The organism is Thermosporothrix hazakensis (genome assembly GCF_003253565.1).
GTDB lineage: Bacteria > Chloroflexota > Ktedonobacteria > Ktedonobacterales > Ktedonobacteraceae > Thermosporothrix > Thermosporothrix hazakensis.
In genome coordinates this window covers 38,492-65,486 of record NZ_QKUF01000008.1, presented here as the reverse complement: position 1 = coordinate 65,486, position 26,995 = coordinate 38,492, and the positions used below count along the sequence as shown (strand labels likewise).

Sequence of the window (26,995 nt, the reverse complement as noted above, 5' to 3'; positions counted from 1 at the left end):
TGATCCAATTGTGACGATAATGCTGTTGAAAGGATTTCGCTTGAAAGCCGTTTTTCTTATAATGGAAATTGTCGGTATTTTTTCTGTCATGTCAACGAAGAGCAGTAACCCGCAACAAGGAGCCATTCTATGCAGCCAAATTATTCTCAGGAACCCGCTATTGAAGCGGCGTTAACTGATCTAGTGCGTCTGGCACAATATATACGAGGGTCCTTCGCAGCTCCGCAGGAAACTCTGCAAGTACTTGCCTCCGAGCTTCTGAAGCGCCTTCTCACGTTCTCTCATGCTCAACGTGGAGCCTGGATTTTGTGTGCACCCGGCAGTGTTCAAACATCGTATCAGGCCGATGCTTTTCAGACGATGGCTCCTATAGCGGCGTTTTCTCGATTTCAGCCGCAAGAAGTGCAGCAGCTATTGAAGCTGAGGTCACGGGAAGAAGAGTTCGAGAGCTTGCCCCTTGAGACTCCTACGCTGCTTTGGCACCGGACAATTCAGCTCCCGCTCCAATCCCAACAACAAGACGCCTCCTCTCAATCATATATACAATGGGAGGGTTTCTTTTTTCTGGAATGGGGGTCAGATGGCAGAGATTTATTATTGAAGACGCAAGCGCTCCTTCCTTATCTTGCAGATATAATAGATGCACTTCTCCTTGATATGCTGTTGATTCGCCGGATGCATGATCTGGAAGAGCTTGCTTATCAACGAAGCGAGCAGAAAATAGAGTTTTTGAAGGCCGAATTACTGGCGACGGTCAGCCATGAGCTGCGCGGTCCGCTTGCCTCGATTCAGGGATACGCGACCACGCTGCTCCGGCATGATCAACAGATTACCCGGCAGGAGCGCCATGAGTTTCTGGTTGCAATCAACCAGGCGGGAAAACGGCTTGAGAGGATCGTGGGGCAGTTGCTCGAAATATCACAGCTAGAGACGCAGATTCACCCTTTCTCTCCTGATGCTGTAAATCTTATCTATGTCATTCAAGAATCTATTTTGAACGTGCAGCAGGCATTAGAGCAAGAGAGCAAAATGCGCAAGAAGGAATTGCAGCCGATTGTGTATCGCTTCCCGCGGCCTGAGAAGGGAGATGAGTTTGTTGTTGATGGAGATCGGCGGCTCCTGTGTGACATTTTTGAACATGTTCTGGAAAATGCTGCCCGCTACTCCCCTGGAGGCGGAACGGTTGAGATTGGTATGCAGCATGTCGGCCTGGAGAGCTTCCCGAGCCTGGCGGAACGCTCTGGGCATCGTCGCGTGATCGTGGTACCAGCAATGCCGCCGGAGGAAACAGCCTGGGTTGAGATTTGCGTCAAAGATGAAGGAATGGGAATTGCGCCTGAACATATGGAACGCATTTTTGATCGCTTCTATCGCGTTGACACTCGTATGACTCGCGAAGTCGATGGCCTCGGTCTGGGTCTGGCAATTTGCAAGCATGTGGTGGCGTTGCATCGTGGTGGGTTGTGGGTTGAGAGCGGGCAGGGGCAGGGAAGCACTTTTCACATTCTTCTCCCTCAATGGAGGGGCTCTAGAGGATAAGAGGCGCGAGAAGCCAGAAGAGAGCTCCCCGCGTCTTGCTGTCTGCTTTATTTCCGTGCCTGCCAGTAAGGTGACATTTTCAGGATCGATTTGCGAATTGAAGGGCGGAGCAGCGGCATGATAAGCCGAATGGGAGCAGGCGGGCGAGTCGCTTTATTCACGTCGCGCATGATCTCCTCAAAGCTATGACGCTGATATTGCAGCAATTCCTGACTTTCGGTTGTATCGAGCCAATCAGTGCAATAGGGCTCATGTCCGAAAGCCTCTTCGGGAAGCATGCCCACGCCCGAGCCCTCCAGCGAGCTCCGTAGATAATCGCGGTAACGTACCTGACAGGACTTGCCGCCGCCAATGAGCAGGATTTTCCCCCACACGGGCCGCTCGATTGCATTGGCAACTGCGAAGGCCACATCGAAGGGATGAACCATCTCGAAGCGCGTATCAAGCGGGATGGTGAACATAATCGGGTGTGGCGGACGCGGACTGAGGGGCGGCACATCGGCAAAGCGAAAAATGCACCATTCCAGGCCGGAATTGCGGATCATGCCCTCGGACTCGATTTTGTGGCTGCTATAATCGTCGGTCGCTTGCATGGGATCGGTCACCCGGCGTGGCGGCTCTTTATCCTGCGTATGGCCGAAGACGTCCAGCGTTGATGAGAAGAAGATGCGAGGCTTGATTGGTTGCTTTTGGGCGGCTTCAATGATGCGCCGGGTCCCATTCACGTTCACATCATAGGCAAGCTGCTTGTTTTCATCAACTGCGGGTGGAATGATTGCACCGAAGTGAATAATCAGTTCCTGGCCTGCAACGGCAGCTTCTACAGAAGGTGTATTGGTCAGGTTCCCCCAGACAATCTCAGCTTTTCCTTGAATCTGGCGTGCTTTTTTCTCGGTGGCCTGATTGCGTAGATCGAAGCAACGAACGGTATGGCCCCGCTTCAGAAGCTCTTGAAGCGTATGGAAACCCACGTTTCCAAAGGCACCGGTCAACAGAATTTTCATAGAAGAATGTCAATCTCCTCTTCAAAAATAGAGATGCTACAAATTATATTGCAAAATCTGAGACGAAAATATCCCGTTCCCCCTTAGAAGGCGGGCCATGCCGGGCGTGACGGCGTCGATGGGGGTTGCGTAGAACGGGCTGCAAGGAGCTTGTTCAATTCGATAATGACTGGATCAAGCGGCGTGCCGGTGCCTGGCAACGGAGAAAAGTGACCGGTCGCGATCTCGTGATGCAGGCTTTCAGCAATCCGTTGTGCCGCGAGCTGTGTGCTTGCCAGCATGTCAGAATCGAGCTTCAAGCGCTGCATGCGATTCAACAAATTGTTGAGCGGGATAGCAACCGACCAGAGGACGTGGCCCTCACTGAGTGAGACACGCGCGTGCATATCGCCATTTGCAATCTGTGCATGTGTCTCCGCAATTTTGCGCAATCCCTCTTCAAGCGCCTCTTTTTCGGCGGAGCGACTGCGCTCAAACTCCGCGATTTCTCGTTGTAGCGCAACAATCTCTTCTGCCTGATCCGCTCGCTGAATAGCATGGAGCAAGTGACGCATGATCACATAGACCACGATTGCAACGACAAGCTGAATCATGATCGGAAGCATAATCGTGATAGTATAAAGTTCATCTCGCATCATTGCTTCATAAGCGGTAGTATGCGGCACCAGCGTTGTTATCAGTAGTGTTTCGACACAGCCGATAGCTCCGACAATAAGCGATGCAATTGGTGGCAGGAGCGCCCCGGCAAGGATGACGGCTACCGTGAGCAGGTTGAGCAGCGGCAGCATCGAAGGATCCAGCGGGTTGGTTGCCATGACGGCTGAAACGGCGAAGAGAATGTAGAGAATCAGCGAACTGGCCGAGAGCACCTGCTTCCCGATACGCCCAAAGACATATGTGATGATCAGAAGGAGAATCATGACAATAGCGATTGGTGGCGAAGACGGGCTTTTGGGTGAATTAAAAATCATAATTGGTGCGGCAGGTAAAAACAGCACCGCGTTCGCAAGGAGAATAATACTTGTGAGGCGTGCATAGCGCTGCCGTTCGCGCCCCATCGGTGTCGGATCTGGCTCTTTGTTCGGCAAGGCGATGCGATACCACCACTCTAAGAGACGACGCATACAGTTGCTCCTTAGACAGGAAAAATATTACTCGATGATGTCAAATCTGCGTAACAGATCTATTACCTCATCGATCAGTTGGGGTGGTAAATTCAGTTGTTGCTTGATTTGTTGCGCACTTCTTTGCCCGTTTATCATGGTCAATACCATCCGAATAACCATGCGTTGCCTGGCCGTTAAGCCCTGAAGTAGCGCGGGATCAAGCGGTTTTTTCGGGCGCAACACGTTCTTTTGCGGAAGAGGAGAAGGGCTGAGTTGAGGGAGGGGAAGAGGACGGGTCGATATCGGCTCATTGGACTGGAACTCAACCTGCCATTCCTGGCACTGTTCCAGGATGTGCTGTGCGTGAGACCCTTCCAGCGTGCCATTTTGTCCCTTAATGAGATATTGTACAATATTCCCGTTTTGTATATAAACGTAACCAGTACCCCATTTACCAGCAGAAGTGATAAGAGTGCATGTCTGTCCTTTGAGAAAGGTAATCAGAACGGGAAGCCGTAAATAATATGTTTTCCCCATATTGCGCGTAGAGAGTTCTTTCGTCTTTGTTTATCATGCTGCAAAAGTGCATTTCTGCCTCTCAGACAATCACTTTCGCTGCTCGCTTCTTGTAAAGAGAAAGACCAGGCTTTGCCCTCAACAGAAGAGAGTTCCCTGTTTCAGTCCTTCCTTTTCCTTTCCTTTTTTACATCTAATGATAGATGTATAGCAAAAGTTTCATGCTTCGCTCATATACTATCACTCCTATAGACAGAATGCAATGTTTACTTCCAAAGAGTGGATCGAGGGCACTTTTCTTATAGTTTATATAGTAGAGAAAGTATACCTGGAAGCATGGCGAAATAGCATACTGCAATAGGTATGGTAACGAAAGTAATTGATTCTATTATGCATGTAAGGATAGAATAGAGATATTCAGAAGAAAGTGCAGATAGAACAACAGCATAGAAGTAATCATTTCATTGCTGCTATCGGGTGCTATCTACAATAGAGGGAGACAACCCTTTTGGCGACAGATGCCGTTTCGCTTATACTGCGAGTAAAAATATATCTTCTGTAGTACAGAAAGCAACTTCTGCGAAGCCCTGCCTTGTGGATTGGCACAATTCTGCTTGCGCTTGTTGTGATTATCGGGCCATTTGTTTTTCTGGCGAATCGGCGTGAGGACCCGGCTCCCCCTGGGGCTGATGCAGCTCGTCAGGCGCTCACGCCGCGCTTTCCCGAGCGTTATGCCCGGGTGGGCAGTAGGAATAGGATGCAGGGTGTAAAGCTCGACAGTGGCCTGTGATAGAAGATAGGACTGATGTGCGCGCTCCGCTCTTCTCGGGGATATAGCCATAGTCTATAGAGCATAGTTGTAAAACGCTGTGTTTTTCCCCGCTCTTTATACAATGAGAGAGAATAGACTATCGTTTATTGTGCATAAAAACTGGAATTCCATTCGAGGAGGGGAGCAAGAGATGAAGAATACAATGCCTGTCTCTGCCCTTGCAACAACCACCACTGATGAAGAAGGCCGCTATCTCGCGCATGAGCTTGGCAAGCGGGTTTCGCTGAAGTATACAGAAGAAAACTTGTCCGACGTTGATCAGGCAGAACTGGCAAAAGTCGAGATTTACATCCCTTTCGTGAATACCAGGATCGGGCTGGATGAATTGAAGAAGATGCCGCGTTTGCGCCTGATTGCCACGCGTTCTACCGGTTATGATCATATCGATCTGGAAGCGGCGGCACAGCAAGGTATCGCTATCACAAACGTGCCAGCGTATGGCGAGAGGACGGTTGCTGAATTTGCCTTCGCGCTGATGCTGACGCTTTCTCGTAAGGTCAACCTGGCTGCTACGCGCACACAGCACGATGACTTCTCACTCGAAGGGCTTCAGGGCTTTGATCTCTATGGGAAGATGCTTGGTGTTGTGGGTGCGGGCGCAATCGGGCTGCACATGATTCGTATTGCAAAAGGGTTCGGTATGGATGTTGTGGCCTTTGACGTGGTGCAGAATCGGCTGATTGCTGAAGTCCTGGGTTTTCGCTATGTCGACATGGATATGCTGCTCTCAGTAGCAGATATCGTCAGCTTGCATGTGCCGGCGTTGCCTTCCACCTATCATATGTTGAATCGGCCGGCGTTTTCAAAAATGAAGCGCGGAGCATTGTTGATTAATACTGCACGCGGTACTCTGGTCGATACTGATGCGCTGGTCTGGGCGCTGGACAATGGGCTTCTGGGTGGTGCAGGACTGGACGTCCTGGAGGGCGAGGCGTATTTACAGTATGAGGAGGAATTATTGTACTCAGAAGCATCTAGAGAGCAACAGAAGCTTGTCGCATTGAGCAAGCAGCTACAGCATCGGGATAATGTTGTCATTACGCCTCATATCGGCTTTAACACGAAGGAGGCGCTTTACCGCATTCTGGATATCACGGTAGAGAATATTCAAGCATTCCTGGATAATCATCCACGTAATCTGGTGCCCTTGCCTCAGGAAAAGAGTTGAGGAATAGATGAAAAGCCGCACTCTGGTCCCTCTTCTCCAAGAAAGGACCAGAGTTCCTTTTTGCCAAATAGTTGATCTCTCTATTCTAGAGTGAGAGCGTTTTGCTCCAGAAGGAATGGAAGCACCTGCTTTTTGACCAGCGGCGCAAGCAGGATATCCTGCTGCTTGTGCGGATCAAACCAGGAGACCTCGGCGATTTCGCGTGCTGGCTGGATCTCTCCGCTAACCTGCCCGCTATAGAGCTTCATATGTACCTGTGCGTCAGGCTCGTTTGCCGCAATTTCGGTAAAATCACCCAGGAAATGCAGCGTTTCGGGTACTACCTGGCAAAGCAGCTCTTCCTGAATCTCACGTGCCAGGCTGGCAAGCTCTGTTTCACCCGGATCGATCTTTCCTCCTGGAAGCATGAAATAAATGGTATTACGCTTTCGCACCAGTAGAACTTGATTCTGCCGTAGAAGAAGTAATCCAACGGTATAGATATGCTGTGGCATGATTGAATAAAGAACCTTTCGTCATATTGGAGCAAGTGGAAGTTGCTGAGCTCTCCATTTCAAGGATAGTGTAGCAGAAGAGTTCTCTCATAGTCAGCGGGAAAGGGGAGCTAGAAGCCGGAATGGGCTATACAACCGGCTTCAGCTATTCAGCAGAGATGTGAGTAAGAGTTGTGTTTTCAGGGCTTCTTCACCATTGCTTAAAGGTATAGTGTCACCAAGAATCGAGCGGATAAAGTGGTTGATGGCAGCTTCAAAGCCGCGGCGTTTCAGAATGGTATCCCAGGCGGCTGCGGTCTGAACCACACAGGCTCCCTCCTCTTCTACCTCCAGAATCTCCATATTTCTGACACGCACTATACGCCCGGTTGTGACAAGCTCAAGGAGTTCAAGATCACTGCCCGCCTGGCGGTGCATGGCGGTTGTAGCAAGGCGATTGTTGGGCAACGTATAGGTGTGGTAGGCGTAGTGGAGCCGATTCAGCTCATCAGCCTGGAGCCAGCCTTGAGCCTGCATCGTGTCGGTTTCGCCGAGCCAGCGCACGGTATCGACCAGATGAATATAGTCATCGAGCAGCGTTTCCGCGACGGTGCTATTGAGCCCGGCTCGTCGATGTTTCTCCATACGAATCCAGGCCGCCCGGGGAGCCTGTTCCTTCAGTTTCAGATAAAAGGGGGCAAAGCGGCGATTGAAGCCAACCATAAGCTTGCACCCGGTTTTCTGGCTGAGCTCTACGAGCCGTTCCGCTTCATCCAATGTGGCGGCCAGCGGCTTATCAACATAGACATCGATGTCGTGACGAAGCAATTGTGAGACCACTTCAAAGTGACTGATAGTTGAACTGTGCACAAATGCTGCATCACAGCCCTGGATCAGATCCGCCAGTGAGGCAAATTCAGGCACCCGATACGCCGAACTGATGGCATGTCGCTTGCTGACATTCGGCGTGAAGACGCCTGCAAAGCTCCACTCCTGTTCTCGCGTGAGCAGTGGCAGATATACTCGTTGTGCGATCGAACCCAGCCCGACCATTCCTATACGTAGCCTGTTCATAACTCTCTTTCTCCTGCCTGATGCACCATCTCGTTTCACTATTATAGCATCAAGAAGAAGATGAGCGATACTGAAACTCTTCCATATCTGGAAAGATCTGTGTTGCTGTTTCTACTACCTGTGAAACTGAAATGTTCCTCAAACAACGATATGCGATCGGACAGGTCGCATAACCACAGGGTCGACAGGGAACAGGGAAAGCGAGCGGACGGAATGGACCGGCTTGCAGGGGACCATTGGTTGCGGGATCGCCGCCGCCAAAGATCGTGACGGTCGGCGTACCAAGCGCATAAGCAATATGAGCCGGTCCGGTGTCGTTGGTAAGCAGAACGTTCAGTCGCTTGATAACTGCACCCAGGATGGGAAGCGAGGTCTTGCCGACCAGATTGAGACAGCGACAGTGGAGCTCACGGAATTGGCGCTCCATCTGGCGACTGTTATCCAGCTCCTCTGGCTCCCCGAGCAGCAGCAGCGTGCCGCCGAAGCGTTGTTGTAACGTGCAACCGGCCTCGACGAAGCGTGCAGGAAGCCAGCGCCGGGTTTTGTCTCGGGCACCGGCGTGCAGCCCGATCAGAGGCGGTTCCACTCCTGCCAGAAGCTGTGCTGCCTGCTGACGGTCCTCTGCACGAAGCGGAAAATCCAGCGTTTCGCCCCGGGTAGGCGCGCCGAGAAACTCAGTTAAGGAGAGCACACAGCGAATTTCGTGCACCCCGTGCGGATAGGGAAGGGCGGCATCCAGGAGACCGGGGCTGTCGTCAGGCCGAATGAAGCCTGCTGTCGCCTTCGTCCCCAGGAGCAGCAGGAAGGGGTTCGAGTAGACCCCGGTTCCCTGCATCTGAATGGCAAGATCAAACTGCTGTGCTTGCATCTCTTGCAGGAAACGCACAGTTTCGCGTGCCGAGAAGAGCTGTTCAGCAATACCAGGAAAGCCGGGGAAATCGACTATATGTTCAAAGTAGGGCAACCGGCTGGCAATCTCATGCAGCATAGGCAGGGTAATCAGGGTCAGTTCGGCATCGGGGAGGGCATGTCGTAACGCCCGAAATGCCGGAGTCGCACAGATAAAGTCGCCGATGCGCGATGCTCGCAAGAGGGCAACGCGACGCGGCGGCTCTGGAAGCCGTCGAAGCAATCCTGGCTTAAAGGCGTCATCCATAACAGCACTTATCCTTGTTGTATTGTTGTATAGCGTTCAACCATCTCGGGAAGCAGGCTCAGGGCATGACCGTCTACTGTCCCGGCCTTGTTCAGTACGGTCGTGGGAACCTGAGAATAGTAGGTGCCGGAAGGCATCAGTGCGCAGCCGCCCCAGCGCCGCATGAGCAGGTTCTGAACCAGGACCTCTTCACCCGAATGATAGCGGGGCAGGCGCGACCAGAAAGAGAAACCACCGACGTCAAGCAGCTTCTGACGGTCGTAGAGGATACAGGAGGCGATCCAGGCCACCTTATACAGCCGAAACTCTCCGGGTGCCAGCTTCTGGCTTGCGTGATACAGGTTGGCGGCGCGATGGAGCTGCCAGCGCTCCCACTGCGGCGAGTCGGGCTCAACGACCTCTGGCTGTACCGGGCCGTCCCAGTATTCCACTATTTGCTGATGAGGACGCACATCTTCTCGATGCGAGAGCCCGGCAGGAAAGGCACCCACAAAGGCACATTGTTCCCGCTTCAACATATCAAGCAACTTGCCGAGCACCCAGGGCTCCATAAATACATCATCGTCGAGATAGAGGACGGCATCCGCTGTCGCCTGCCGCAGCAAGAAATCGCGCTGTTCTGCGATGCCATGAAGCGGCTCACGGGTATGCCAATCAACCGAGCCGCCACGCGCCTCAATGACTCGCCTCAGCGTTTGAATGACCTGCTCTTCTCCGACCGGAGGTTGACTTTGATCGGCGACGATGACGCGTATATCAGTCAGGGTTTGGGCTGCCACCCCGGAAAGTGTCATCACAAGCGATGTCAGGCGGTTGTAGGTTGGAAGCAGAATGTCAACTGATGCCATGATGTGTCTCTCCAAAAAGCTAGAATGTGCCAGAATAAATTGAGCAGGAACGACAGATGTCCGGTGGATTCTCAGAAGAGAGCTGCTCGCGAAACTGTTGATAGGCCGCGCTGTGCCAGAGCTCGGCGCCCTGCTGATCGGTAATCTTGCCAAAATTGAAGCGATCGGGCGTTGAGATCATACAGCAGGGCATCGCGTACCCCTGATAGCTGAAGTACAGCCCACGCCAGGGCCAGTCACAGCGCTCTGGACCGGGCGTCCCCGGTGGGTGCATTCGCATTCTGATGCGTGGAAGTCGTAGCTCGATACCCAGTTCGGTGGCCAGGGTTCGAGCCTCGGCAAAGTAGCGCTCAACGTGCTCGGGATCTTCGTTGAGCAGTGTTTCCTGTTGCACAAAATCGCGCATGGGTAGATAGCGCTCGGGTAGGCTGGCCTCGCCGAAATCATGACAGAGATGCTGCACAAAGATCTGCTCAAAAGACCACTGTTTGGCAAATCGAACGATATCGGGCAGTTCCTGCAAATTCTGACGCATGATGACCATGACCATATGGAAGTGCGGGCTCTGGCTTCTCAGGCGCTCTCGGGCGTTCAGCACCCGTTCCAGATTGCGTAGCACACGATCGAAGTGGCCTCGAACCCGGATGCGTTCATAGGTAGAAGCGGTTGCAGCATCAATCGAAACATGCAGGCAATCCAGGCCGCAGGTCACGCAGCGTTCGGCTTTACGATCGTTCAGCAGTGTCATGTTCGAGTTGGTTGTCACCCTGATTCCCCTGCTGGCCGCGTACTCAACCATATCGAAGAAGCGGGGATGCATCATCGGTTCCCCCAGTCCCTGGAGATGCAGTTCCTGAAGTCCGGGGAACTGATCAATAATGCGGGTGTATGTCTCGAAGTGCATGAAGGCAGGCGGGCCATATGGGGGGCCATCCTGCCGAAACTGAATCGAGCACATCTGACAGCGCAGGTTACATTGTCCTACGGGTTCAATTTGGATATAGCCTGGCATCTGCATAGTTTCTCTCCTCAAGGCACTACCAGAAGAAAACGCGAAATTTCAGGGCGCCGCGCAAGCGCCAGAAGATGGCAAGCGGCGGGATCAGGACCGAGGTCACGATCATTTCCAGCACATGGGCCGGGGCGCGTGATGTGTGGCGCAGGCGACGCAGGCAGAAGCGCCCGGTCAGGCTGAACCAGAACAGGCCTCCAAGCAGCGTCAGCGCCTTTGACCGCCTGCTCAGCCCGAAGACAGCGAGCAAGAGAGCGCTCAACATCCCGTAATACTGGAGTGGCGGCGTCGCCTGGACGCGCTCGCGATAGAGCTCGGGATGCTTTTTATAGAGCAGCGCATTAAACATGCTCTTTTGTTGCTGCTGTATGCTGATACCCCAGGGAGCGGGCCGAATAGGGTGCACCACAATTGCCTGTGGTACATGTTTCCAGGGAATGTCTGCCTTCAAAAGTGAGAAGAACAGATCGCTGTCCTCGCGCCAGGGGGCCGTGAAACGCTCATCGAAGCCGTTGAGTCGTTCCAGCACGTCTCGACGGAGAAAGCAATTGGCTGTGACAAAATCGCTGTTTGAAAGCAGAGCTGCATTGCGCTCGTAGTCGGTGGGAACAGGCGGCAGGGGTACAATGACGCGGCCAGAAAGAGCGCCAGTGCCATCTTGAAAAGCGGCCATGCCAGCGCTAAGCCAGTCATGCTGTGGTTGACAATCATCATCGGTAAAAGCGATAAATCGGCCTCTTGCCTGCCTCCATGCCAGGTTACGGGCAACAGCCGGGCCGCACTTTTTGCCTGCGAGATAGCGAATGCAGGGCAGGGTTTTGTTCTGCCAGCGTTCAATAAGCTGTCGCGTCGCATGGCTGGCTGCATCATCCACTATCAAGATCTCATAAGCGTCCGGCGCGAAATCCTGAGAGACCAATGCTTCAAGGCAGCGCTCAAGCAGCTCATTGCGGTTGCAGGTTGGCACTACGACTGATACTTCAATGCTCATCAGCTATCCTGTCGTTTTTCCAGTAAAAATGAACCGATTACCAGTGCATCCAGCGGAGAAGTCCAGAAACATTCAATAGCGTCTCGTGGCGTGCAAACAATCGGCTCGCCACGCGTGTTGAACGATGTATTCACCAGAACAGGAACGCCGGTCCGCTGCTCAAACGCCTTGAGCAGGTCATAATAGCGGGGCTGCTGTTGCCGGTTGATTGTTTGAATGCGGGCGGTGCCGTCGATGTGGCGTACGGCAGGGATCTGATCTGCTTTTTCCGGGACAATATCGTAGACAAAGAGCATAAACGGTGAAACGCTCCCGTTGACGAACCACTCAGCAACCGCTTCTTCCAGCACAACCGGAGCAACCGGGCGAAAATCCTCGCGATCTTTGATCTCGTTGAGCCGATTTTGCATAGAAGCATGCAAGGGTGAAGCGAGGATAGAACGCGCTCCGAGCGCCCGGGGCCCAAACTCCATCCGTCCCTGGAACCAGCCAATAATCTTATCCTCGGCAAGCAGGGCCGCGGTCTCTTCGGCAGGATCGCTCAAGCGCCTGTACGATAGCTTCGACCAGCGCAGGAACTGCTCTATCTCCTCATCCGAGAATGCGGGACCGAGGAAGGCATGCTCCATCTGATAGCTGCGGGTTGCGCCGGGGCGCTGCTGTGCATCGACCACCAGAGCCGCGCCCAGAGCGGTTCCAGCGTCTCCCGCTGCCGGTTGAACCCAGATATGCTTGAAAGGGCTCTTATCGCGTAATCGAGCATTCAACACGCAGTTGAGGCCGACACCGCCAGCGATACACAGCGCGTCAAGCCTGGTTGTCTGATGGAGCCAATCAGCCAGATGAAGCACCGTCTCTTCAAGGACACATTGCAACGAGTGCGCAATATCGAAATGGCGCTGCTCCAGTGGCCCACCCTTGAAGCGAGCCGGGCCAAAGCGCTCCTCAAGCCGCAGGGGATCAATCGTATAGCTTCCATCGGAGCCGAGATGGATCAGTGAGCGGAACTCGTTCAGATAGGTTGGCTTGCCGAACGAGGCCAGTGCCATCACCTTATACTCGTCGGATGAATGCAGGAAGCCGAGATATTCGGTCACGCGCTCATAGAGCAGGCCGAGCGAGTGCGGCATATCGACCTGCCTCAGGCGCTGAATGCTGAGCCCTTCGCCGATGCTGTAGGTGGTCGTGGCCTTCTCGCCGCGCCCGTCAAGCGTCATAATGGCTGCTTGCTGAAAGGGTGAAACCAGAAAGGCGCTTGCGGCATGGGACAGGTGATGCTCGACAAAGTGCCACTGATAGGATCGTTCCCCCCGGAAGCGAGCTTTCAAGTGGTGGGGGACGCCTCCTGTGAGGTGCCGGGGCGCGTTGACGATGGAAGAGAGAAAGAGTGGCTCCCAGGGCGATTCCCATTCGGGCGCGACCGGCCGGGCGCTTGGCTCCAGGGGTAATACAAGTGCCGCGTCGCCTTTGTGGGAACCGAGCAAAAGTGCAGGATCGAAGGAATAGCCAATATGGTCGACATCTTTCAGATAGATTCCAGCTTCTTGCAGGCAATATGCAATAGCATGAAATGGGAGCTCATACGTAGAAAAGGGGATGGGGCGCTTGCCATGTTTCTGGTGAGTGAAACGTTCTTCCTCCGCCGCCGCGATAATCCTCCCATCTTGAAGCAGGCAGGCTGCTGAGTCATGAAAGGCGGCATTGATGCCAAGAGTATACATGTCGCGACCTCCAGTTTTGGAAATACGATTGCCAATCGTTTGAGTATTGAAAAACTTCAAGATGTCCCTCACCGGAGGGAAAGGCTCCTTTCTCCTGAGCACGCAGGGCAAGCAAGAAACGTAACATCTCCATATATCCATTGTAGGAAAATGGTGGCAAATAGAAGAAAATCAATCTGTGAAGGACAAAACAGGGTGCTGGCTTGTCTTCGTCATCCCCCTACTACTCGTGAAGGGAATGAATGAACTCAATTTGAAAGGAGTGACGATGGTACCCGAAGGATCTGTTATCCCTGATGTACGGAAGATAGCTGTGCTAAGAGCAAATGCGCTTGGTGACTTTATCTGCGCTTTACCCGCACTTGAAGCATTGCGTGCAACATATCCCCGAGCCGAGATCGTGCTGCTGGCGAAGTCCTGGCATCAGGCGTTTTTGCGCGGGCGGCCCGGCCCGGTTGACCGCGTGATTGTGATTCCCCCTTGCGCGGGTGTTGGCATGCCCGAGACGTATCAGAATGATGAGGAGGCGCTTGAACGCTTCTTTCAGGAGATGGCAAGGGAACGGTTTGATCTGGCTTTTCAGATTCATGGTGGTGGCAAGTATTCCAATCCGTTTCTGTTGCGGCTTGGGGCGCGGATCACCATTGGTCTGAAGGCCGAGGATGCGCCGCCGCTGGATCGCTGGCTTCCCTATATCTTTTTCCAGCAAGAGGTATTGCGTTACCTTGAAGTGGCTTCTCTGGCGGGTGCAAAGATGACGGTACTTGAGCCACGTCTGACAGTCACTCCTGCCGATCTGGCTGAAGCTCAGCGGGTGTTGCCTGAAGAGAGGAGGCCATTGGCGGTGTTGCATCCAGGGTCTGGTGATCCGGCCCGGCGTTGGGCTCCAGAGCGCTTTGCAGCGGTTGGCGATGCGCTATATGAGGCGGGGGCGCGGGTGGTTGTCACCGGTACGGGAAGCGAACGGCCAGTCGTGGAACAGGTTATTCACGCGATGCGGCACGAAGGGTACAATCTCTGTGATCGTCTCTCCATAGGGGGGCTGGCCGGGCTCCTGACGCGGAGTCGCGTGGTGATCTCGAATGATTCGGGGCCGCTGCATCTTGCCCGGGCTGTAGGAGCGGCTACGGTGGGAATCTATTGGTGTTTCAATATGATGAACTACGGGCCATTGTCGCGCTTACATCATCGCCCGTTTGTTTCCTGGTTGCTGATCTGCCCGGTGTGTGGCGTCGATCGGTCGCAGAAATCGTGTGATCATCATGCATCCTTTGTCAACACCATTGCACAGGAAGATGTGGTTGCCGCGGCTCTAGACCTGTTCTCGAAGTCACTTCCCTCTCGAGATGAAGCTATAGTAGAAAAGCTGGTCACAAATAGAAAGTAGGAATAGCGAGCAGAAATAGCGCGTAAGAATAGAAAGTAGAAGGCTCTTCTCATGGATCGGACGCCGCGCTTCTACATGGCACTTTCGCTGCTTGCCGCAGTGGTTACGATGGGCATCAAATTTGTGGGCTACCTGATTACGGGCTCGGTTGGTCTCTTTTCGGACGCCGCAGAATCGACCGCGAATTTGCTCGCCGCGTTGATCGGGCTCTGGGCGGTGCGTCTGGCGGCGCGTCCGGCTGATGAAGAACACGCCTATGGTCATACCAAGTCGGAATACTTTGCAAGCGGCGCGGAAGGAACCTTGATCCTTGCTGCTGCCGTTTTTATTATCGTCGAGGCAATTCCACGCCTTTTTCACCCGCAGCCGCTCGAACAGTTGAACTGGGGGATTGTTTTCTCGGTTGCTGGTGCTGCTATCAATGGTGGGCTGGCTCTGCTGATGCTTCAGGCCGGGAAGCGCCTGCGTTCGGTGACTCTACAGGCTGATGCACACCATTTATTAACAGATGTATGGACAACGGTCGGGGTTCTTGTCGCCCTGGTTCTGGTTCTGTTCACCGGCTGGTTGATTCTGGACCCGCTGATAGCGCTGCTTGTTGCCGCAAATATCATCCGGGTCGGGTTAGGTATCCTCCACAGTGCCGGTCTGGGGCTGCTTGATACCGCGCTTCCACCGGATGACCTTGAGCGTATCCAGGAGGCGCTGGAACCATTTCAACGTCAGGGAGTGGCTTTTCATGCGCTTCGGACGCGTCGCTCTGGATCGAGAAGCTTTGCCTCCCTTCATGTGCTTGTGCCGGGAGATTGGACGGTTCAGCGCGGGCATGCGCTCTGTGAAGAGATCGAGCTTGCGATAGATCAGGCGGTCCCGGGATGCGCGGCCATGACGCATCTGGAGGCGCGTGAAGACCCGGCTGCCTGGAACGATCAGGGGTTTGATCGCTGACTCCTCGGAATCTTTTATTTCTTGTGTATAAGTATATCGAAAAAGTTTTATATAGAAAAAAGTCCTGATTTTCTATGAAAATGCAAATTACATAGAAATGTATGTTACTATAGATGCGTAGGTGAAAACTTTTTGACCGAGAGAAGGAGGTGACAGCGCTTCCAGTCAAGATAATAATAGAAGAAAAGTGTGAAGCAGCAAGAGATGATGTAGAGTATATGAGTAAGAGAGCAGAAAAGAGATGGCAGAATTCGCATAGCGCTAGAATACGGGGAGAAGTATATGCGTATTCTTATCACCGGGAGTTCCGGCCAACTAGGGGCGGAAGTCGCTTCTCAGCTTGCCTCACGGGCTGAGATTGTAGGTGTTGATCTTGTTCCGGGAAGGTGGACAAGCCATGTTGTGGATATCCTGAATCGCGATGCGGTTGAGGTAATTATGCAGCAAGTGGATGCTGTGATTCATACGGCCTCGCTTCATGCGCGTCATCTGTCCAGCCATTCTATACAGGATTTTGTGAATACGAACGTCACGGGAACGATTGTCTTGTTGGAAGCGGCTGCTCGTCGCAAGATACGGCGTTTTGTTTATACCAGTACAACTTCGATCTATGGTGCAGCGATGGAACCAGAGGATGCGGCAGTCTGGGTCACCGAAGAGCTTTTGCCTCAGCCACGCGACATCTATGATAGCACCAAGCTGTCCGCTGAAGAGTTGTGTCGTCAGTTCGCGTATCGACGGGGGGTGCCCGTCATTTGCCTGCGTATCGCTCGTTTTATGCCCGAGCCACGAGCTGCACAGGTGCTTCACCGGCTCTATCGCGGGGTTGACGTGCGCGATGCGGCGACGGCTCATATCCTGGCAGTGGAGAACAAGGATATTCGTTTTGATCTGTTTAATATTGCTGCGCTATCGCCGTTTCAGGAAAGCGATACAGAGCAGCTTTTGCATGACCCTGTCGCGGTCCTGCGAGAGAGAGCGCCCGCCGTTCTCGCCTTGTTTGAACAGCAGGGCTGGCCCCTTCCTGCGTGCATCGATAGGGTATACGCGATTGAGAAGGCCAGGCAGCAGCTCGGCTATCGACCGATCTATAACGTGGAAAGCCTGTTTGTCGCAGAGAGCAGCACAAGCAAAGAAGAGCAGGAATGAACCTGCTCTCCGTGACGGGCTAAGGCTGTTTTCGAGTTGATAGGGATACGGTTGCGACCCATGCTCCAAAGAGCCCGACAAGCCCGCCACCCAACGCCCAGAGCCCCAGGAGCAGAGCGGAAATGAGCAGACGTGCGATCGAAAATGGCTCGCTGACGACGCTCAGATTACCGGGATAGGAAGGAAATGAACTGGCCAGAAAAATGGCAAGGGAGTAGATTGCGCCCGCCAGCGCTCCGCCGAGAAAGCCGAGCCAGCGCAGTCGTGTAATTTTGCCGGTGATCCAGCCCGTCGCAAGCCCGAGCAGGAGGCTTGCAAGAAGGATTCCCGCTTGCCAACCCACAAGCGCGAGGGCGATCTTGACGGTCAGTCTGTCTGCTGCGATCTGCTGACGCGCGATGAGAAAGGTAGAGGCGTTCGTCAGAGTGATAAGCAATGTGACGAGAGCGTTTAATATGCCTGCTATGAGGCCGCTAATAAGGGCTATACGGACCTTTTTGCCTGAGCCGGCTGGTTGTGGCTTCTGAGGGGTTGGTTGTTTCTCCGGGATGGCCGGAACGGTGTCGGGCTGTGGCGAAACGGGGTGTGTCGTTTCCTGCTCCGCTGCTGGAATGGATGGCCGCTCCTGTGCTGGCTCGTTCATGGTTTTCCTCCTGCTAGCCGGTAATGTAGGGATGTTCTCACTACAGAATCTTGCTCTGATACATAATACTGTTGTGACCATGAAAAAGATGCTGTGCTCGTTTTGGGCAGGCGAGTGAGCAGAGAAGGCGGCTCTAGATCAGGGGTGAAGTGGATCAAAAAGAGAGGCATGTACAGATGAAAAAGGGCACGCAACATCGAGAGACATCGCGTGCCAGACGGAGTGAGTCGTTTAGAACTTGTCGTCGAGAAGCAGGCTGCTTACCGATTCACCGTTGTGGTTGCGGCGGATGGTTTCGGCGAGTAGAGGAGCAATAGAAAGGACGGTCATGTTTGGAAGGCGCTTTTCGGGAGCAAGGGGGACTGTGTTGGTGGTGACGATCTCGGTGATGTCATCTTGCGCCTTGAGCCGCTCAATGGCTTTGCCAGTAAAGAGGCCATGAGTGCAGGCAACCCGAATCTGACGCACGTGGTGCTCGCGTAGCCTTTCCAGAATCTGAATAATCGTGCCACCGTTCGCTATCTCGTCATCCAGCACGATGACATCTTTATTCTCAACTTCACCGACGATGTTATCGATGATCACCTGATCGTCGCTGATCCGGCGCTTGCTTCCTGCCGCTACCGGGATGTTGAGCAGTCGCGCAAAGTGTGAGGCGGATTTTGCGTTGCCCAGATCAGGTGAAACAACAATCGTGTTGCTCAGGTCATACTGTCGGAAATGACGAGCCAGCACATTCAACGCGTTGAGGTGATCGGTCGGGACACTGAAGAAGCCGTGAACCTGCGCAGCATGCAGGGTCATTGTCAGCACACGGTTCGCGCCTGCTGTTGCCAGGAGGTCGGCCACGAGACGACCGGCTATAGAGATACGAGGCTCGTCTTTCTTATCCGAACGGGCATAGGCATAATAGGGGATAACTGCTGTGATACGTCCTGCTGATGCACCACGGGCAGCGTCAAGCATAAAAAGAAGCTCAACGAGATTTTCCTGCACAGGAGGGACAATCGGTTGTACGATAAATACATCACTTTCCCGGCAGTTCTCGTTCATCTGGACATATAGACAATCATTGCTAAAGCGCCGAATAGTTGTAGGACAAAGGGTCAGGCCGAGATACTCTGCGATCTCTTGTGCCAGTTCCTGGTGTGCGCTACCGCTGAAGATGGTAATGTCTCGCATTATGTTATCCTTTTACATCGCTCCTTTGGATATTGGGCTGTCGGCCCCGGGTGTTTCCTGAGAAAGTTGGATACATTTTTCCCTTGCTATTTTGGCATTAGATGAGGCAAACGTCAAATGCCCGGTGGCTCAGCGGGAGGCTTTATTGCCATCTTCCCGCATCATTCCTGTCGTCCCGGGTAGTACTTCTTTCATAGCAGGGGGGAAGAAAGGGGGATAGGATAGAGCAGGGCAGGCTTCTACACCAGAAAACTGCCTGTATGTGAGCAGTCGTTTCTTCTGGTGTTGTTTGTTGCAGTATGCGAGGGTAAGCAGCACGGTTCAGGCATCCTTCATCAGAGCGGTGAGCGCTTCATCAAAGTGAACGGCCATCGTCTGAGCTGCCGCCGGGGCGTTTCCCTCCCTGATCGCGGCGACCAGCATTTCATGCACCTCCTGGACGCGTTCGATTTCCTCTGAGGTGTGTCGATGCAGCAGCCCTTCGCGTATTGTCTCTATCAATGCACTTCTGATCGAGTGGATCAAGTGATACATCATGCTGTTGTGGGTGGCAGTAGCAATCGCCTGATGAAGCGCGACATCGAGTTGAATGTATGTATCGACGGAGGTATCAATATCTGTATCGATAGCTCCGACCGAACGACGCATCGCGGCAAGGATCTCTTCCATGTGCGCCAGCTCCGTTTCACTGCGGCGTTGGGCTGCCAGCATAGCGCTCTGGACCTCGATGCCTTTGCGGACCTCGATGAGTTCTATAATGGTATGATGGTTGAAGTGGGCGGCATGCGTAAAAAAGGTTTGGAGGAGCTCGCTGCTGATCGGCTTAATGGTCGGGCGTTTGCCATTGATGATCTCGATCACGCCTTTGCCCTGCAATGATTTCAGGGCTTCACGGATCACCTGGCGACTGACACCAAATTCCGTGACCAGCTCGGCTTCTGAGGGCAGGGTGTCGCCGGGCTGGAGATTTCTGGTGCGAATATAGTTCATCAGGCTGGTGGCGGCCTGTTCGGCCAACGTTTCTCTATGGAGTTTTCCTAGCATGCTTCTCGCTCTTTTTCCGTTCTCTCTGTCGGTATCATAGCGTGTTTGCCTGGCTCCCGTCAACCTATAATACAGGTTGACAGGGGAGAGAAAATATGATAATTTCAGCTTAACCTGTTCTTTGCATGCTCTGCCGGGCCGGCTTCCAGCGAGCTTTTCTCGACAAGCGTTCTGCAAAGAATATGCGCTTCTGTATTGCTCGATATATGCTGTACGTATGAGAGCATAAATATAACAGAAGTGACTCAATGGAGAGTCGCAACCGCAGATGTTTGGCATTCTATTTCGAGATGAATCCCCGGGTTTCATCTGGCTGTAATATCGGGCATGGCATGGCGCTAGCGGCTCCCTGAGGCATATTTGATAAAGAGAAGAGAGACTCTTATGAGCTCAAGATATACTGTGTTGATCCGCAATGCGCGCATTGTGGACGGAACTGGAGCGCCAGCTTTTTCGGGAGATATCGGGATCGCAGGGAGCCATATCGTTGCGCTTGGGAGGCAGCTTGAGGGCGATGCCGAGCAAGTTATCAATGCAAGTGGGCTGACCGTCGCTCCTGGCTTTATCGACGCTCATACACATGATGATCTGGTCGTGCTGCGTCAGTCCGTAGTCCCGCCGAAGCTCTACCAGGGTGTGACGTCGCTGGTGATCGGGAATTGTGGTTTCGGCATGGCTCCGGTTGTTCAGGAGCATGAGGCCGCGGTAAAGACCTATTCATCCGCGATTCTGGGCGAAGATTCGCTGCCGTGGAACTGGCCCACCGTGGGCGCGTATCTGGAAACGATGCGCTCGACGGCTCTGAAGCAGCATGTCTGCTCGCTGCTTCCACATGGGCCTTTGCGTGTGGCGGTGATGGGCTATGGCCAGCGGCAGGCAACCGAGCGGGAGATCCAGGCCCAGGAAGCGCTGGTTGAAGAGGCGATGCAGGCAGGTTCAGCGGGCCTGTCGCTTGGTTTGATGTATGTGCCGGGAATGTATACGCCTGCCTCAGAACTGACACGCCTTGCGCGTGTGGTCGGTCGCTATGGCGGCGTGGTAACGTCCCACATGCGCGGCGAGGGTGACCATCTCTTTGCTTCAATTGCAGAAATGCTCGAACTCGGTGAGAAGGCAGATGTCGCGATCCATATCAGCCACCTGAAAGTGTGCGGACGCCACAACTGGGGTGGGATGGAACGGGCACTTGAGATGCTAACAGCAGCTCGGGCGCGAGGGCTGGATGTCTCTATTGATATGTACCCATACACGAATGGCTCAACCACGATTTTGCAGTTGCTGCCGCCCTGGGTGCTGGATGGCGGGATTGAGCGAACACTTGAGCGCCTGCGTGATCCCTCGTCTCGAAGGCGCGTCAGCCTCGACTTGCAGACAGGCGTCGAGGGTTGGGAGAATCAGATAGGGTATATTGGATGGGAGGGCGTGCGTATTGCCTCCGTTCAGTCGGAAGGGTATAAAGGGCTTGAAGGAAAGAACATGCTCGAAGTCGCAGACCTGCTTCAGCTCGCTCCTGATGAGGCACTCTTTGAACTCATCCTGCACGAGCGCGGCAAGGTCACGGTGCTGCTGCAACTCATGTCCCGGGCCGACATTGATCGGGCCGCGCTGGCCCCTTTCGCTATGCTCGGCTCTGATGGCATTCCGCTCCCCGGTGGTCGGCCTCATCCGCGCCTGTATGGTACCTTCCCTCGTTTCCTTGCTCGCTATGTTCGGGAGTGCAAGCTGCTGTCGCTTGAGGAGGCCATTCATAAGCTGACATTGCTTCCTGCGCGGCGTTTTCGCCTATCGGAGCATGGGGAGATTGCTCCCGGTAAAGTTGCTGATCTGGTGCTGTTTGATGAGGAAGCAATCAGCGATACCGCGACCTATAACGAGCCGCGTCGCTATCCTGTCGGTATTGAGGCGGTGCTTGTGGCCGGGCGGCCCGTTCTCTGGCAGGGTCAGGAGCACGCCGTCTATGCCAGTCGCCTGTTAACGCCAGAAAGGATGAAGATCTGATGACTCTGATCGGTCAGCCCATTGAGAATGTAGATACCCCCTCGTTGCTTGTTGATGATGAGAAGCTACAGGCAAATATTGAGCGCTTTGCCCGTATTGCCAGAAATGCTCAGGTGAAGCTGCGTCCCCATATCAAGACGCATAAGATTCCGGCGATAGCTGCCCGCCAGCTTCAGGCCGGTGCGGTAGGAATTACAGCGGCAAAATTGAGCGAGGCTGAAGTATTTATCGATAGCGGCATCGGTGATGTCTTTGTTGCCTATCCGATTGTAGGGGCAATGAAGGCGCGGCACGCGGCGCACCTGGCGAAGAAGTGCCGCCTGATTGTTGGCGCGGATAGTGCCGCTGGCATTCAGCACCTTTCGAAGGCCGCATGTGAGGCGGGCGTAACGCTGTTTGTGCGGATCGAGATCAATAGCGGGTTGAATCGAAGTGGCATTCAACCGGAAAGGGCCGCTTCTCTCTGTCGTCTGGTGCTGGACGCGCCGGGGCTGGAACTGGATGGTATTTTTACCTTTCGTGGTATCAGCTTTCCCGACGCCCCCTCGCAAGAGGCGGAAGTGCTTGGCCGGCTGGAAGGTGAGCTGATGGTTGATCTGGCAAACTGCCTGCGTGCTGACGGAATCCCGATCAACGAGGTCAGCGTGGGGTCTACACCTTCGGGGGAATATGCCGCGCGGGTGTCAGGCGTCACGGAGATACGGCCCGGAACGTACGTCTTCTTTGATCGCATGACGATGCAAAGCGGCACCAGCACGCTTGATGAGATTGCGCTGTCGATTCTCACCACGGTGGTCAGTCGGCCAGCGCCTGATATCGCGATCATCGATGCCGGAGCCAAAGCCTTCAGCGGCGATGTCATTCCGCAGAACGCGGGCTTGCAGGGCTATGGGGTGACGACCGACGGCGTGAGCGGGATCGTTATCAAGATGAGCGAGGAACATGGCTTCGTCAAGCTTGCGCCCGGCTTTCAGCCCGAAATTGGCGAGAAGCTGGCCTTTTTCCCGAACCACGTGTGTACGTCGGTTAACCTCTCGAATGAACTGTTGCTGGTGCGCGAGGGCAAAGTGACGGAGGTGTTGCCGGTCGCGGCGCGTGGCTTACGTCAATAGTATTGAAATACCCGATAGGTTCTATAGAGGAGGATTGTGTCTTATGTCATTTGAAGCACGTGCGAAAGAGCTCGGTATCACGATACCTGAATTACCTGCTCCTGCCTTTAGCTATGTCCCTGCGGTGCGGACCGGCAATCTGGTCTATGCTTCCGGGCAGACGCCCACCGTCAACGGGGAGCTGACCATGCAGGGTAAGCTCGGGCGTGATGTATCTATCGAGCAGGGACAGCAGGGAGCTCGTCTGTGCGCGATTAACTGCCTGGCGGAAGTGCGTGGCCTGGTTGGTTCCCTGGACGAGATCGTGCGCATTGTCAAGGTCAATGGCTATGTTGCCTCTGCCGAGGGCTTTACGGACCAGCCGAAGGTGATCAATGGCGCTTCTCAGTTGTTTGAGGAGATTTTTGGCGACGCCGGAAAACATAGCCGCGCTGCCATCGGCGTTGCTGAGCTGCCTGCTGGTGCGCCTGTCGAAGTTGAGATCATTGTTGAGGTGAAGCCGCGTCCATAGCCGCTTCACTGCTCTCGGCAGAGGAAGAGTGATTTTCCTTGCCGGGAGCACAGATCATTGATAGAACGATCAATCAACTCACTATCGAGTGCCGCGAGGATGCGGGATTGCCCGGCGGCTTGTCGTATCTATGGAGGGAGTGATGACTATTTCTGTTGTTGAGCAGATCATACAGGAGCGCATTGTTGCTATAGTGCGCCTTAACGCATATACCCATGCGCTGGAAGTGGCTCGTGCACTTCAGGCCGGAGGAATCCCGATTCTGGAATTCACGCTCACCGGCAAGGGCGCGATAGAGGCGATTCAGACAGTGAGAGAGCATCAGGGAGAACAGGTGTGTGTAGGAGTTGGGACGGTACTGACGGCGAAAGACGCAAGGGAAGCGATCAAGGCAGGGGCACAGTTTGTCGTGACGCCTGTGGTGCGCCCGGACGTGATCGCAGCCTGCAAGGAGGCAAATGTACCGATACTGTGTGGCGCGCTGACTCCGACCGAGATGCTGACCGCACACGAGCTCGGAGCCGATATGATTAAGCTCTTCCCTGCGCGTCAGGGCGGCCCGCAATACCTGCGTGATATCCTGGCACCGTTGCCGTTCCTGCGTGTTGTGCCCACGGGCGGCATTGGTGTCGAGAATGCTCGTGCTTTTCTGGATGCTGGCGCGGTTGCTGTCGGGATCGGCGGAAAGCTGATTTCACCGCAGGCGGTTGCATCGGGCGATTGGGCGCAGATTACGGCTCAGGCGCGGGCGCAGGTGGAGGCAATTCGCTAGATGGAGATGATGCAACCGGAGGTCGTGACCCTGGGCGAATGCATGGCTGTGCTCTATCCTTCAGAGCCGATTCCTCTGGCTCAGGCCGGGCAGTTAGCGCTTGACATTGCTGGCGCTGAGGCAAATCTATCGATCGGGTTGAGCAGGTTGGGGCATCGTGTGCGCTTTATCAGTCGTGTCGGGAACGATCCGTTCGGGCAGCGTATCCGCTCAACACTGGCGGCAGAAGGTGTTCAAACGGATGCTATTATCACAGACGAGCAGGCTCCAACCGGGGTCTTTTTCCGCGAATGGCTCCCCGACGGCTTGCGACGTGTTTTCTACTATCGTCGCTTTTCTGCCGCCAGTCGCCTTGCACCCGAGCATCTGCACCGTGAGCTGTTTGAGGGGGCGCGGCTTGTCCATCTCACCGGAATCACGCCGGCATTGAGTCAAAGCTGTGCTGAGGCGGTGGCTTATGCGGTGGAACTGGCTCAGGAAGCCGGGGCGCTGGTTGTTTTTGATCCCAACTATCGGGCCCCGCTCTGGGAGCCTGAACAGGCGCGTGCGGTTCTCCTGCCGCTGCTCAGGCGAGCCGACATCATTTTGATGAGCCACGAAGATGCGGCGGCGGTGTTTGGTGTGGAGGAGGTGGAAGAGGTACGGAAAGTGGCCGAGACGTTTCGGGCCCAGGTGACCGTGCTTCGACGAGCGGAACAGGGCGCGTGCGCTTTTGTCGGTTCATCGTGCATTTCGGTTCCGGCCCATCCAGTGGCGCAGGTGGTCGACCCTGTCGGGGCGGGAGATGGCTTTAATGCGGGCTTTCTTGCGGGCTGGCTGCGTGGTTACTCGCTTCAAGAGGCGCTCCAATTGGGTACACGCGTCGGAGCGGCTATCGTTGCTGAGCTGGGCGATTATGCGGGCTTTCGTGGTGAAGAGACGCCCGGGAAATCCTCGATAGAAGATAAAGAGCGCTTCTAGTGGAATATCAGGAAGAGCGGTGGGGTTTTCTGCAAAAATCGGCTATAATACGGGGGATGTGCTCTCTGAGCGCGATATTGAAAGAGCTTGTTTGGAATGAGAGGAATGTATGGCTGCAAGAAAACCGATTCGTCTGGTGAGTGCCTGCATGACCGGGACGCCATGCCGTTATAATGGGCAGGCAAAACCTGATCCCCGCGTGATTCGGCTTGTTGAGCATCAGGAGGCGATTGCTGTCTGCCCGGAGATGCTCGGCGGGCTTTCTACGCCGCGGCGTCCCGCTGAGATTGTAGGTGGAGATGGTGATGATGTGCTGGATGGGAAGGCGCGTGTCATTGATGAGAGTGGGCAGGATGTGACAGAGGCCTTTCTTGCAGGAGCTCATCAGGCGCTCAAGCTGGCGCAGGCTGCCGGGGCCAGAGAGGCGATTTTAAAGGAGTTCAGTCCATCATGCGGGTGTGCCACGATTTATGATGGCACGTTTTCAGGCAAGCGGCAGGCGGGCACCGGGGTGACAGCCGCACTGTTGCGGAGATATGGCATTACAGTTCGATCGGAGCTGGCTTTAGAAGAATGAAAGTCTGATCGAACGCACAGGGGATATCTGCATTTTGGACAGGTACAGCCAGGAAGGGGCCGCGTATAATCTCCTTATACAGAGTACAAAGTATCGTCCTCAACAAGAAAGGAACCAGGCATGAAGATACAGACACTTTTCCTGGCGACGTCACAGCTTCTCAACCAGAAAGCTTTCTATACAGAGGTCCTGGGCCTGCCGCTGGTACGGGAGGAGACTACCTCGTTCACCGTTCAGGCCGGAGAGACGGCCCTGACATTTGCAGCAACCGGGCAGGAGGCGATCTATCATGTGGCCTTTATGGTGCCATCTGCCAAATGGGAGCGTGTGAAGGAGTGGACGCGGGCTCGGGTTCCCATTCTGGAATATCAGGGGGGCGAGGAATTTCGCTCGGAAAACTGGAATTCTGCTTCGATCTACTTCTATGATGCTGCCGGGAACATTCTTGAGTTTATTGCTCATTATGATCTTCCAGATGCTTCAACAGGAGCCTTCTCTTCCAGTGATATTCTGCGTGTCTGTGAGATCGGCCTGGTTGTAGGTGAAGTTGAGGAGCAGGAGGAGAAATTGAAGCAAGAACTGCACCTGGATGTCTACCGCAATTCGCGAATGGAGGGCTTTGCGGCGGTTGGAGACATCTACGGGCTGTTTATTGTGGTGAAAGAAGGGCGGCTCTGGCTGCCGAATTTTGTGGTCCCTGCGACGATCGCTCCTGTCCAGGTGACTATCTCTGGAGATCAGCCCGGGCAGTACAGTATTGAACCATATCCCTACACTATTGATGTTGTCACCGCGAAGAAATAAAGAGAGGGATTTCCCTTCCTTTCGTTGTTTTCGTTCAAGAAATAGTGTTTCGTCGCTCTCGTGTGGACTCCGTCAATTCAGGATGAAGCTGGAGCAGACGCGCAAGGATGGCATAAATAGGAGCAGATGACGCAGAAAAACGGCTCTTTGGGCACGGCCTTTCCTCCTTCATCAAGATAGCGCTGGAGCCGTGAGAAGGCGCTGCATCTGCTCTGGCGTATCGTCGGTTTTTATAAGGGAGATCGGCGTTGGGAGCCCCTCAGGATGCACGAGGATTACCAGCGGCGACATAGCGGCCTGCGCTGGCCAGGACGTGAGTTCGATGCCGTGATAGGGAGGCCTGATGGAGCAATATAGACCGCTGCTGCCTCCCGTGCGGCACATTGCCAGCCTGTTCCCTCACGATGACCCCCAATACAGACGATGCTGAGCGCGTTTGTCGTCTCGGATTAGTCCAACCGGAAAAAG

General features: G+C 54.2%; 27 protein-coding genes. 13 read left to right on the top strand and 14 right to left on the bottom strand.

Annotated features, from left to right (window positions below; all coding sequences use genetic code 11):
- Window positions 1-129: 129 nt before the first annotated feature.
- Window positions 130-1,539 carry a sensor histidine kinase gene (locus EI42_RS13430; RefSeq protein WP_111322780.1) on the top strand — a complete coding sequence of 470 codons (1,410 nt, stop codon included), beginning with the start codon at window positions 130-132 and terminating at the stop codon, window positions 1,537-1,539.
- Window positions 1,540-1,586: 47 nt separating this feature from the next.
- Here the strand turns inward: EI42_RS13430 and EI42_RS13425 are convergent, their stop codons facing one another.
- The 3 genes from EI42_RS13425 to EI42_RS13415 form a co-directional block, all read right to left on the bottom strand.
- Complete coding sequence (locus EI42_RS13425) at window positions 1,587-2,543, bottom strand: NAD-dependent epimerase/dehydratase family protein (protein WP_111322778.1); 957 nt, start codon at window positions 2,541-2,543, stop codon at window positions 1,587-1,589.
- Window positions 2,544-2,626: 83 nt separating this feature from the next.
- A complete protein-coding gene (locus EI42_RS13420) occupies window positions 2,627-3,667 on the bottom strand; it encodes a hypothetical protein (RefSeq protein WP_111322776.1) in 1,041 nt (346 codons plus the stop codon).
- Window positions 3,668-3,694: 27 nt separating this feature from the next.
- On the bottom strand, window positions 3,695-4,186 hold the full coding sequence (locus EI42_RS13415; protein WP_111322774.1) for a hypothetical protein: 492 nt from the start codon (window positions 4,184-4,186) through the stop codon (window positions 3,695-3,697).
- Window positions 4,187-4,757: 571 nt separating this feature from the next.
- Between EI42_RS13415 and EI42_RS13410 the strand changes: the two genes are divergently transcribed.
- Together EI42_RS13410 and EI42_RS13405 are read left to right on the top strand one after the other, a co-directional pair.
- Window positions 4,758-4,955: a hypothetical protein gene (locus EI42_RS13410; protein WP_111322772.1), complete on the top strand. Its 198-nt coding sequence runs from the start codon at window positions 4,758-4,760 to the stop codon at window positions 4,953-4,955.
- Between the two features lie 172 nt (window positions 4,956-5,127).
- Window positions 5,128-6,165, top strand: a complete 1,038-nt coding sequence (locus EI42_RS13405; RefSeq protein ID WP_111322770.1) for an NAD(P)-dependent oxidoreductase — start codon at window positions 5,128-5,130, stop codon at window positions 6,163-6,165.
- Window positions 6,166-6,245: 80 nt separating this feature from the next.
- Here the strand turns inward: EI42_RS13405 and EI42_RS13400 are convergent, their stop codons facing one another.
- From EI42_RS13400 to EI42_RS13370, 7 genes are all read right to left on the bottom strand, one after another.
- Window positions 6,246-6,659 (bottom strand): NUDIX hydrolase, encoded by a 414-nt coding sequence (locus tag EI42_RS13400; RefSeq protein WP_111322768.1) that lies wholly within the window; start codon window positions 6,657-6,659, stop codon window positions 6,246-6,248.
- A gap of 141 nt (window positions 6,660-6,800) precedes the next feature.
- On the bottom strand, window positions 6,801-7,712 hold the full coding sequence (locus EI42_RS13395; RefSeq protein ID WP_111322766.1) for a Gfo/Idh/MocA family protein: 912 nt from the start codon (window positions 7,710-7,712) through the stop codon (window positions 6,801-6,803).
- Between the two features lie 49 nt (window positions 7,713-7,761).
- Complete coding sequence (locus EI42_RS13390) at window positions 7,762-8,868, bottom strand: glycosyltransferase family 9 protein (RefSeq protein WP_111322764.1); 1,107 nt, start codon at window positions 8,866-8,868, stop codon at window positions 7,762-7,764.
- An 8-nt stretch (window positions 8,869-8,876) separates the two neighbouring features.
- Window positions 8,877-9,716 (bottom strand): glycosyltransferase family 2 protein, encoded by an 840-nt coding sequence (locus EI42_RS13385; protein WP_111322762.1) that lies wholly within the window; start codon window positions 9,714-9,716, stop codon window positions 8,877-8,879.
- 19 nt (window positions 9,717-9,735) lie between these two features.
- Window positions 9,736-10,728, bottom strand: a complete 993-nt coding sequence (locus EI42_RS13380) for a radical SAM protein (RefSeq protein ID WP_211326159.1) — start codon at window positions 10,726-10,728, stop codon at window positions 9,736-9,738.
- A gap of 25 nt (window positions 10,729-10,753) precedes the next feature.
- A complete protein-coding gene (locus EI42_RS13375) occupies window positions 10,754-11,719 on the bottom strand; it encodes a glycosyltransferase family 2 protein (RefSeq protein ID WP_111322758.1) in 966 nt (321 codons plus the stop codon).
- Entirely contained in the window at window positions 11,719-13,440 is a 1,722-nt protein-coding gene (locus EI42_RS13370; protein ID WP_111323089.1) for a carbamoyltransferase family protein, read from the bottom strand. The genes EI42_RS13375 and EI42_RS13370 overlap by 1 nt, the downstream gene beginning before the upstream one ends.
- Before the next feature lie 178 nt (window positions 13,441-13,618).
- Here EI42_RS13370 and EI42_RS13365 point away from each other — a divergent pair, with 178 nt between their 5' ends.
- The 3 genes from EI42_RS13365 (at window position 13,619) to EI42_RS13355 (ending at window position 16,924) form a co-directional block, all read left to right on the top strand.
- Window positions 13,619-14,827, top strand: a complete 1,209-nt coding sequence (locus tag EI42_RS13365; protein WP_211326157.1) for a glycosyltransferase family 9 protein — start codon at window positions 13,619-13,621, stop codon at window positions 14,825-14,827.
- A gap of 51 nt (window positions 14,828-14,878) precedes the next feature.
- Window positions 14,879-15,775 carry a cation diffusion facilitator family transporter gene (locus EI42_RS13360; protein ID WP_111322754.1) on the top strand — a complete coding sequence of 299 codons (897 nt, stop codon included), beginning with the start codon at window positions 14,879-14,881 and terminating at the stop codon, window positions 15,773-15,775.
- A gap of 282 nt (window positions 15,776-16,057) precedes the next feature.
- A complete protein-coding gene (locus EI42_RS13355; RefSeq protein ID WP_111322752.1) occupies window positions 16,058-16,924 on the top strand; it encodes an NAD-dependent epimerase/dehydratase family protein in 867 nt (288 codons plus the stop codon).
- 19 nt (window positions 16,925-16,943) lie between these two features.
- On the opposite strand, the gene EI42_RS13350 is transcribed toward EI42_RS13355, so the two are convergent.
- The 3 genes from EI42_RS13350 to EI42_RS13340 all read right to left on the bottom strand — a co-directional run bounded on the left by EI42_RS13350 (window position 16,944) and on the right by EI42_RS13340 (window position 19,793).
- Entirely contained in the window at window positions 16,944-17,567 is a 624-nt protein-coding gene (locus tag EI42_RS13350) for a YrzE family protein (RefSeq protein ID WP_111322750.1), read from the bottom strand.
- A 231-nt stretch (window positions 17,568-17,798) separates the two neighbouring features.
- Window positions 17,799-18,749 carry a ribose-phosphate diphosphokinase gene (locus tag EI42_RS13345; protein WP_111322748.1) on the bottom strand — a complete coding sequence of 317 codons (951 nt, stop codon included), beginning with the start codon at window positions 18,747-18,749 and terminating at the stop codon, window positions 17,799-17,801.
- A 321-nt stretch (window positions 18,750-19,070) separates the two neighbouring features.
- The gene (locus EI42_RS13340) at window positions 19,071-19,793 is read right to left on the bottom strand and encodes a FadR/GntR family transcriptional regulator (protein ID WP_170142600.1); all 723 of its coding nucleotides are present in this window, start codon (window positions 19,791-19,793) and stop codon (window positions 19,071-19,073) included.
- 384 nt (window positions 19,794-20,177) lie between these two features.
- Here EI42_RS13340 and EI42_RS13335 point away from each other — a divergent pair, with 384 nt between their 5' ends.
- The 7 genes from EI42_RS13335 (at window position 20,178) to EI42_RS13305 (ending at window position 26,527) form a co-directional block, all read left to right on the top strand.
- A complete protein-coding gene (locus EI42_RS13335; protein WP_111322745.1) occupies window positions 20,178-21,791 on the top strand; it encodes an N-acyl-D-amino-acid deacylase family protein in 1,614 nt (537 codons plus the stop codon).
- Window positions 21,791-22,903: an alanine racemase gene (locus tag EI42_RS13330; RefSeq protein ID WP_111322744.1), complete on the top strand. Its 1,113-nt coding sequence runs from the start codon at window positions 21,791-21,793 to the stop codon at window positions 22,901-22,903. The genes EI42_RS13335 and EI42_RS13330 overlap by 1 nt, the downstream gene beginning before the upstream one ends.
- Before the next feature lie 43 nt (window positions 22,904-22,946).
- Window positions 22,947-23,414 carry a RidA family protein gene (locus tag EI42_RS13325; protein ID WP_111322742.1) on the top strand — a complete coding sequence of 156 codons (468 nt, stop codon included), beginning with the start codon at window positions 22,947-22,949 and terminating at the stop codon, window positions 23,412-23,414.
- A gap of 142 nt (window positions 23,415-23,556) precedes the next feature.
- On the top strand, window positions 23,557-24,186 hold the full coding sequence (locus tag EI42_RS13320; protein WP_111322740.1) for a bifunctional 4-hydroxy-2-oxoglutarate aldolase/2-dehydro-3-deoxy-phosphogluconate aldolase: 630 nt from the start codon (window positions 23,557-23,559) through the stop codon (window positions 24,184-24,186).
- Entirely contained in the window at window positions 24,187-25,146 is a 960-nt protein-coding gene (locus tag EI42_RS13315) for a sugar kinase (RefSeq protein ID WP_246046270.1), read from the top strand.
- Window positions 25,147-25,273: 127 nt separating this feature from the next.
- Window positions 25,274-25,723 (top strand): 2-thiouracil desulfurase family protein, encoded by a 450-nt coding sequence (locus EI42_RS13310; protein WP_111323085.1) that lies wholly within the window; start codon window positions 25,274-25,276, stop codon window positions 25,721-25,723.
- Window positions 25,724-25,843: 120 nt separating this feature from the next.
- On the top strand, window positions 25,844-26,527 hold the full coding sequence (locus tag EI42_RS13305; RefSeq protein ID WP_111322738.1) for a VOC family protein: 684 nt from the start codon (window positions 25,844-25,846) through the stop codon (window positions 26,525-26,527).
- Between the two features lie 171 nt (window positions 26,528-26,698).
- On the opposite strand, the gene EI42_RS31910 is transcribed toward EI42_RS13305, so the two are convergent.
- Window positions 26,699-26,911 (bottom strand): hypothetical protein, encoded by a 213-nt coding sequence (locus EI42_RS31910; protein WP_137686032.1) that lies wholly within the window; start codon window positions 26,909-26,911, stop codon window positions 26,699-26,701.
- Between the last annotated feature and the right edge of the window lie 84 nt (window positions 26,912-26,995).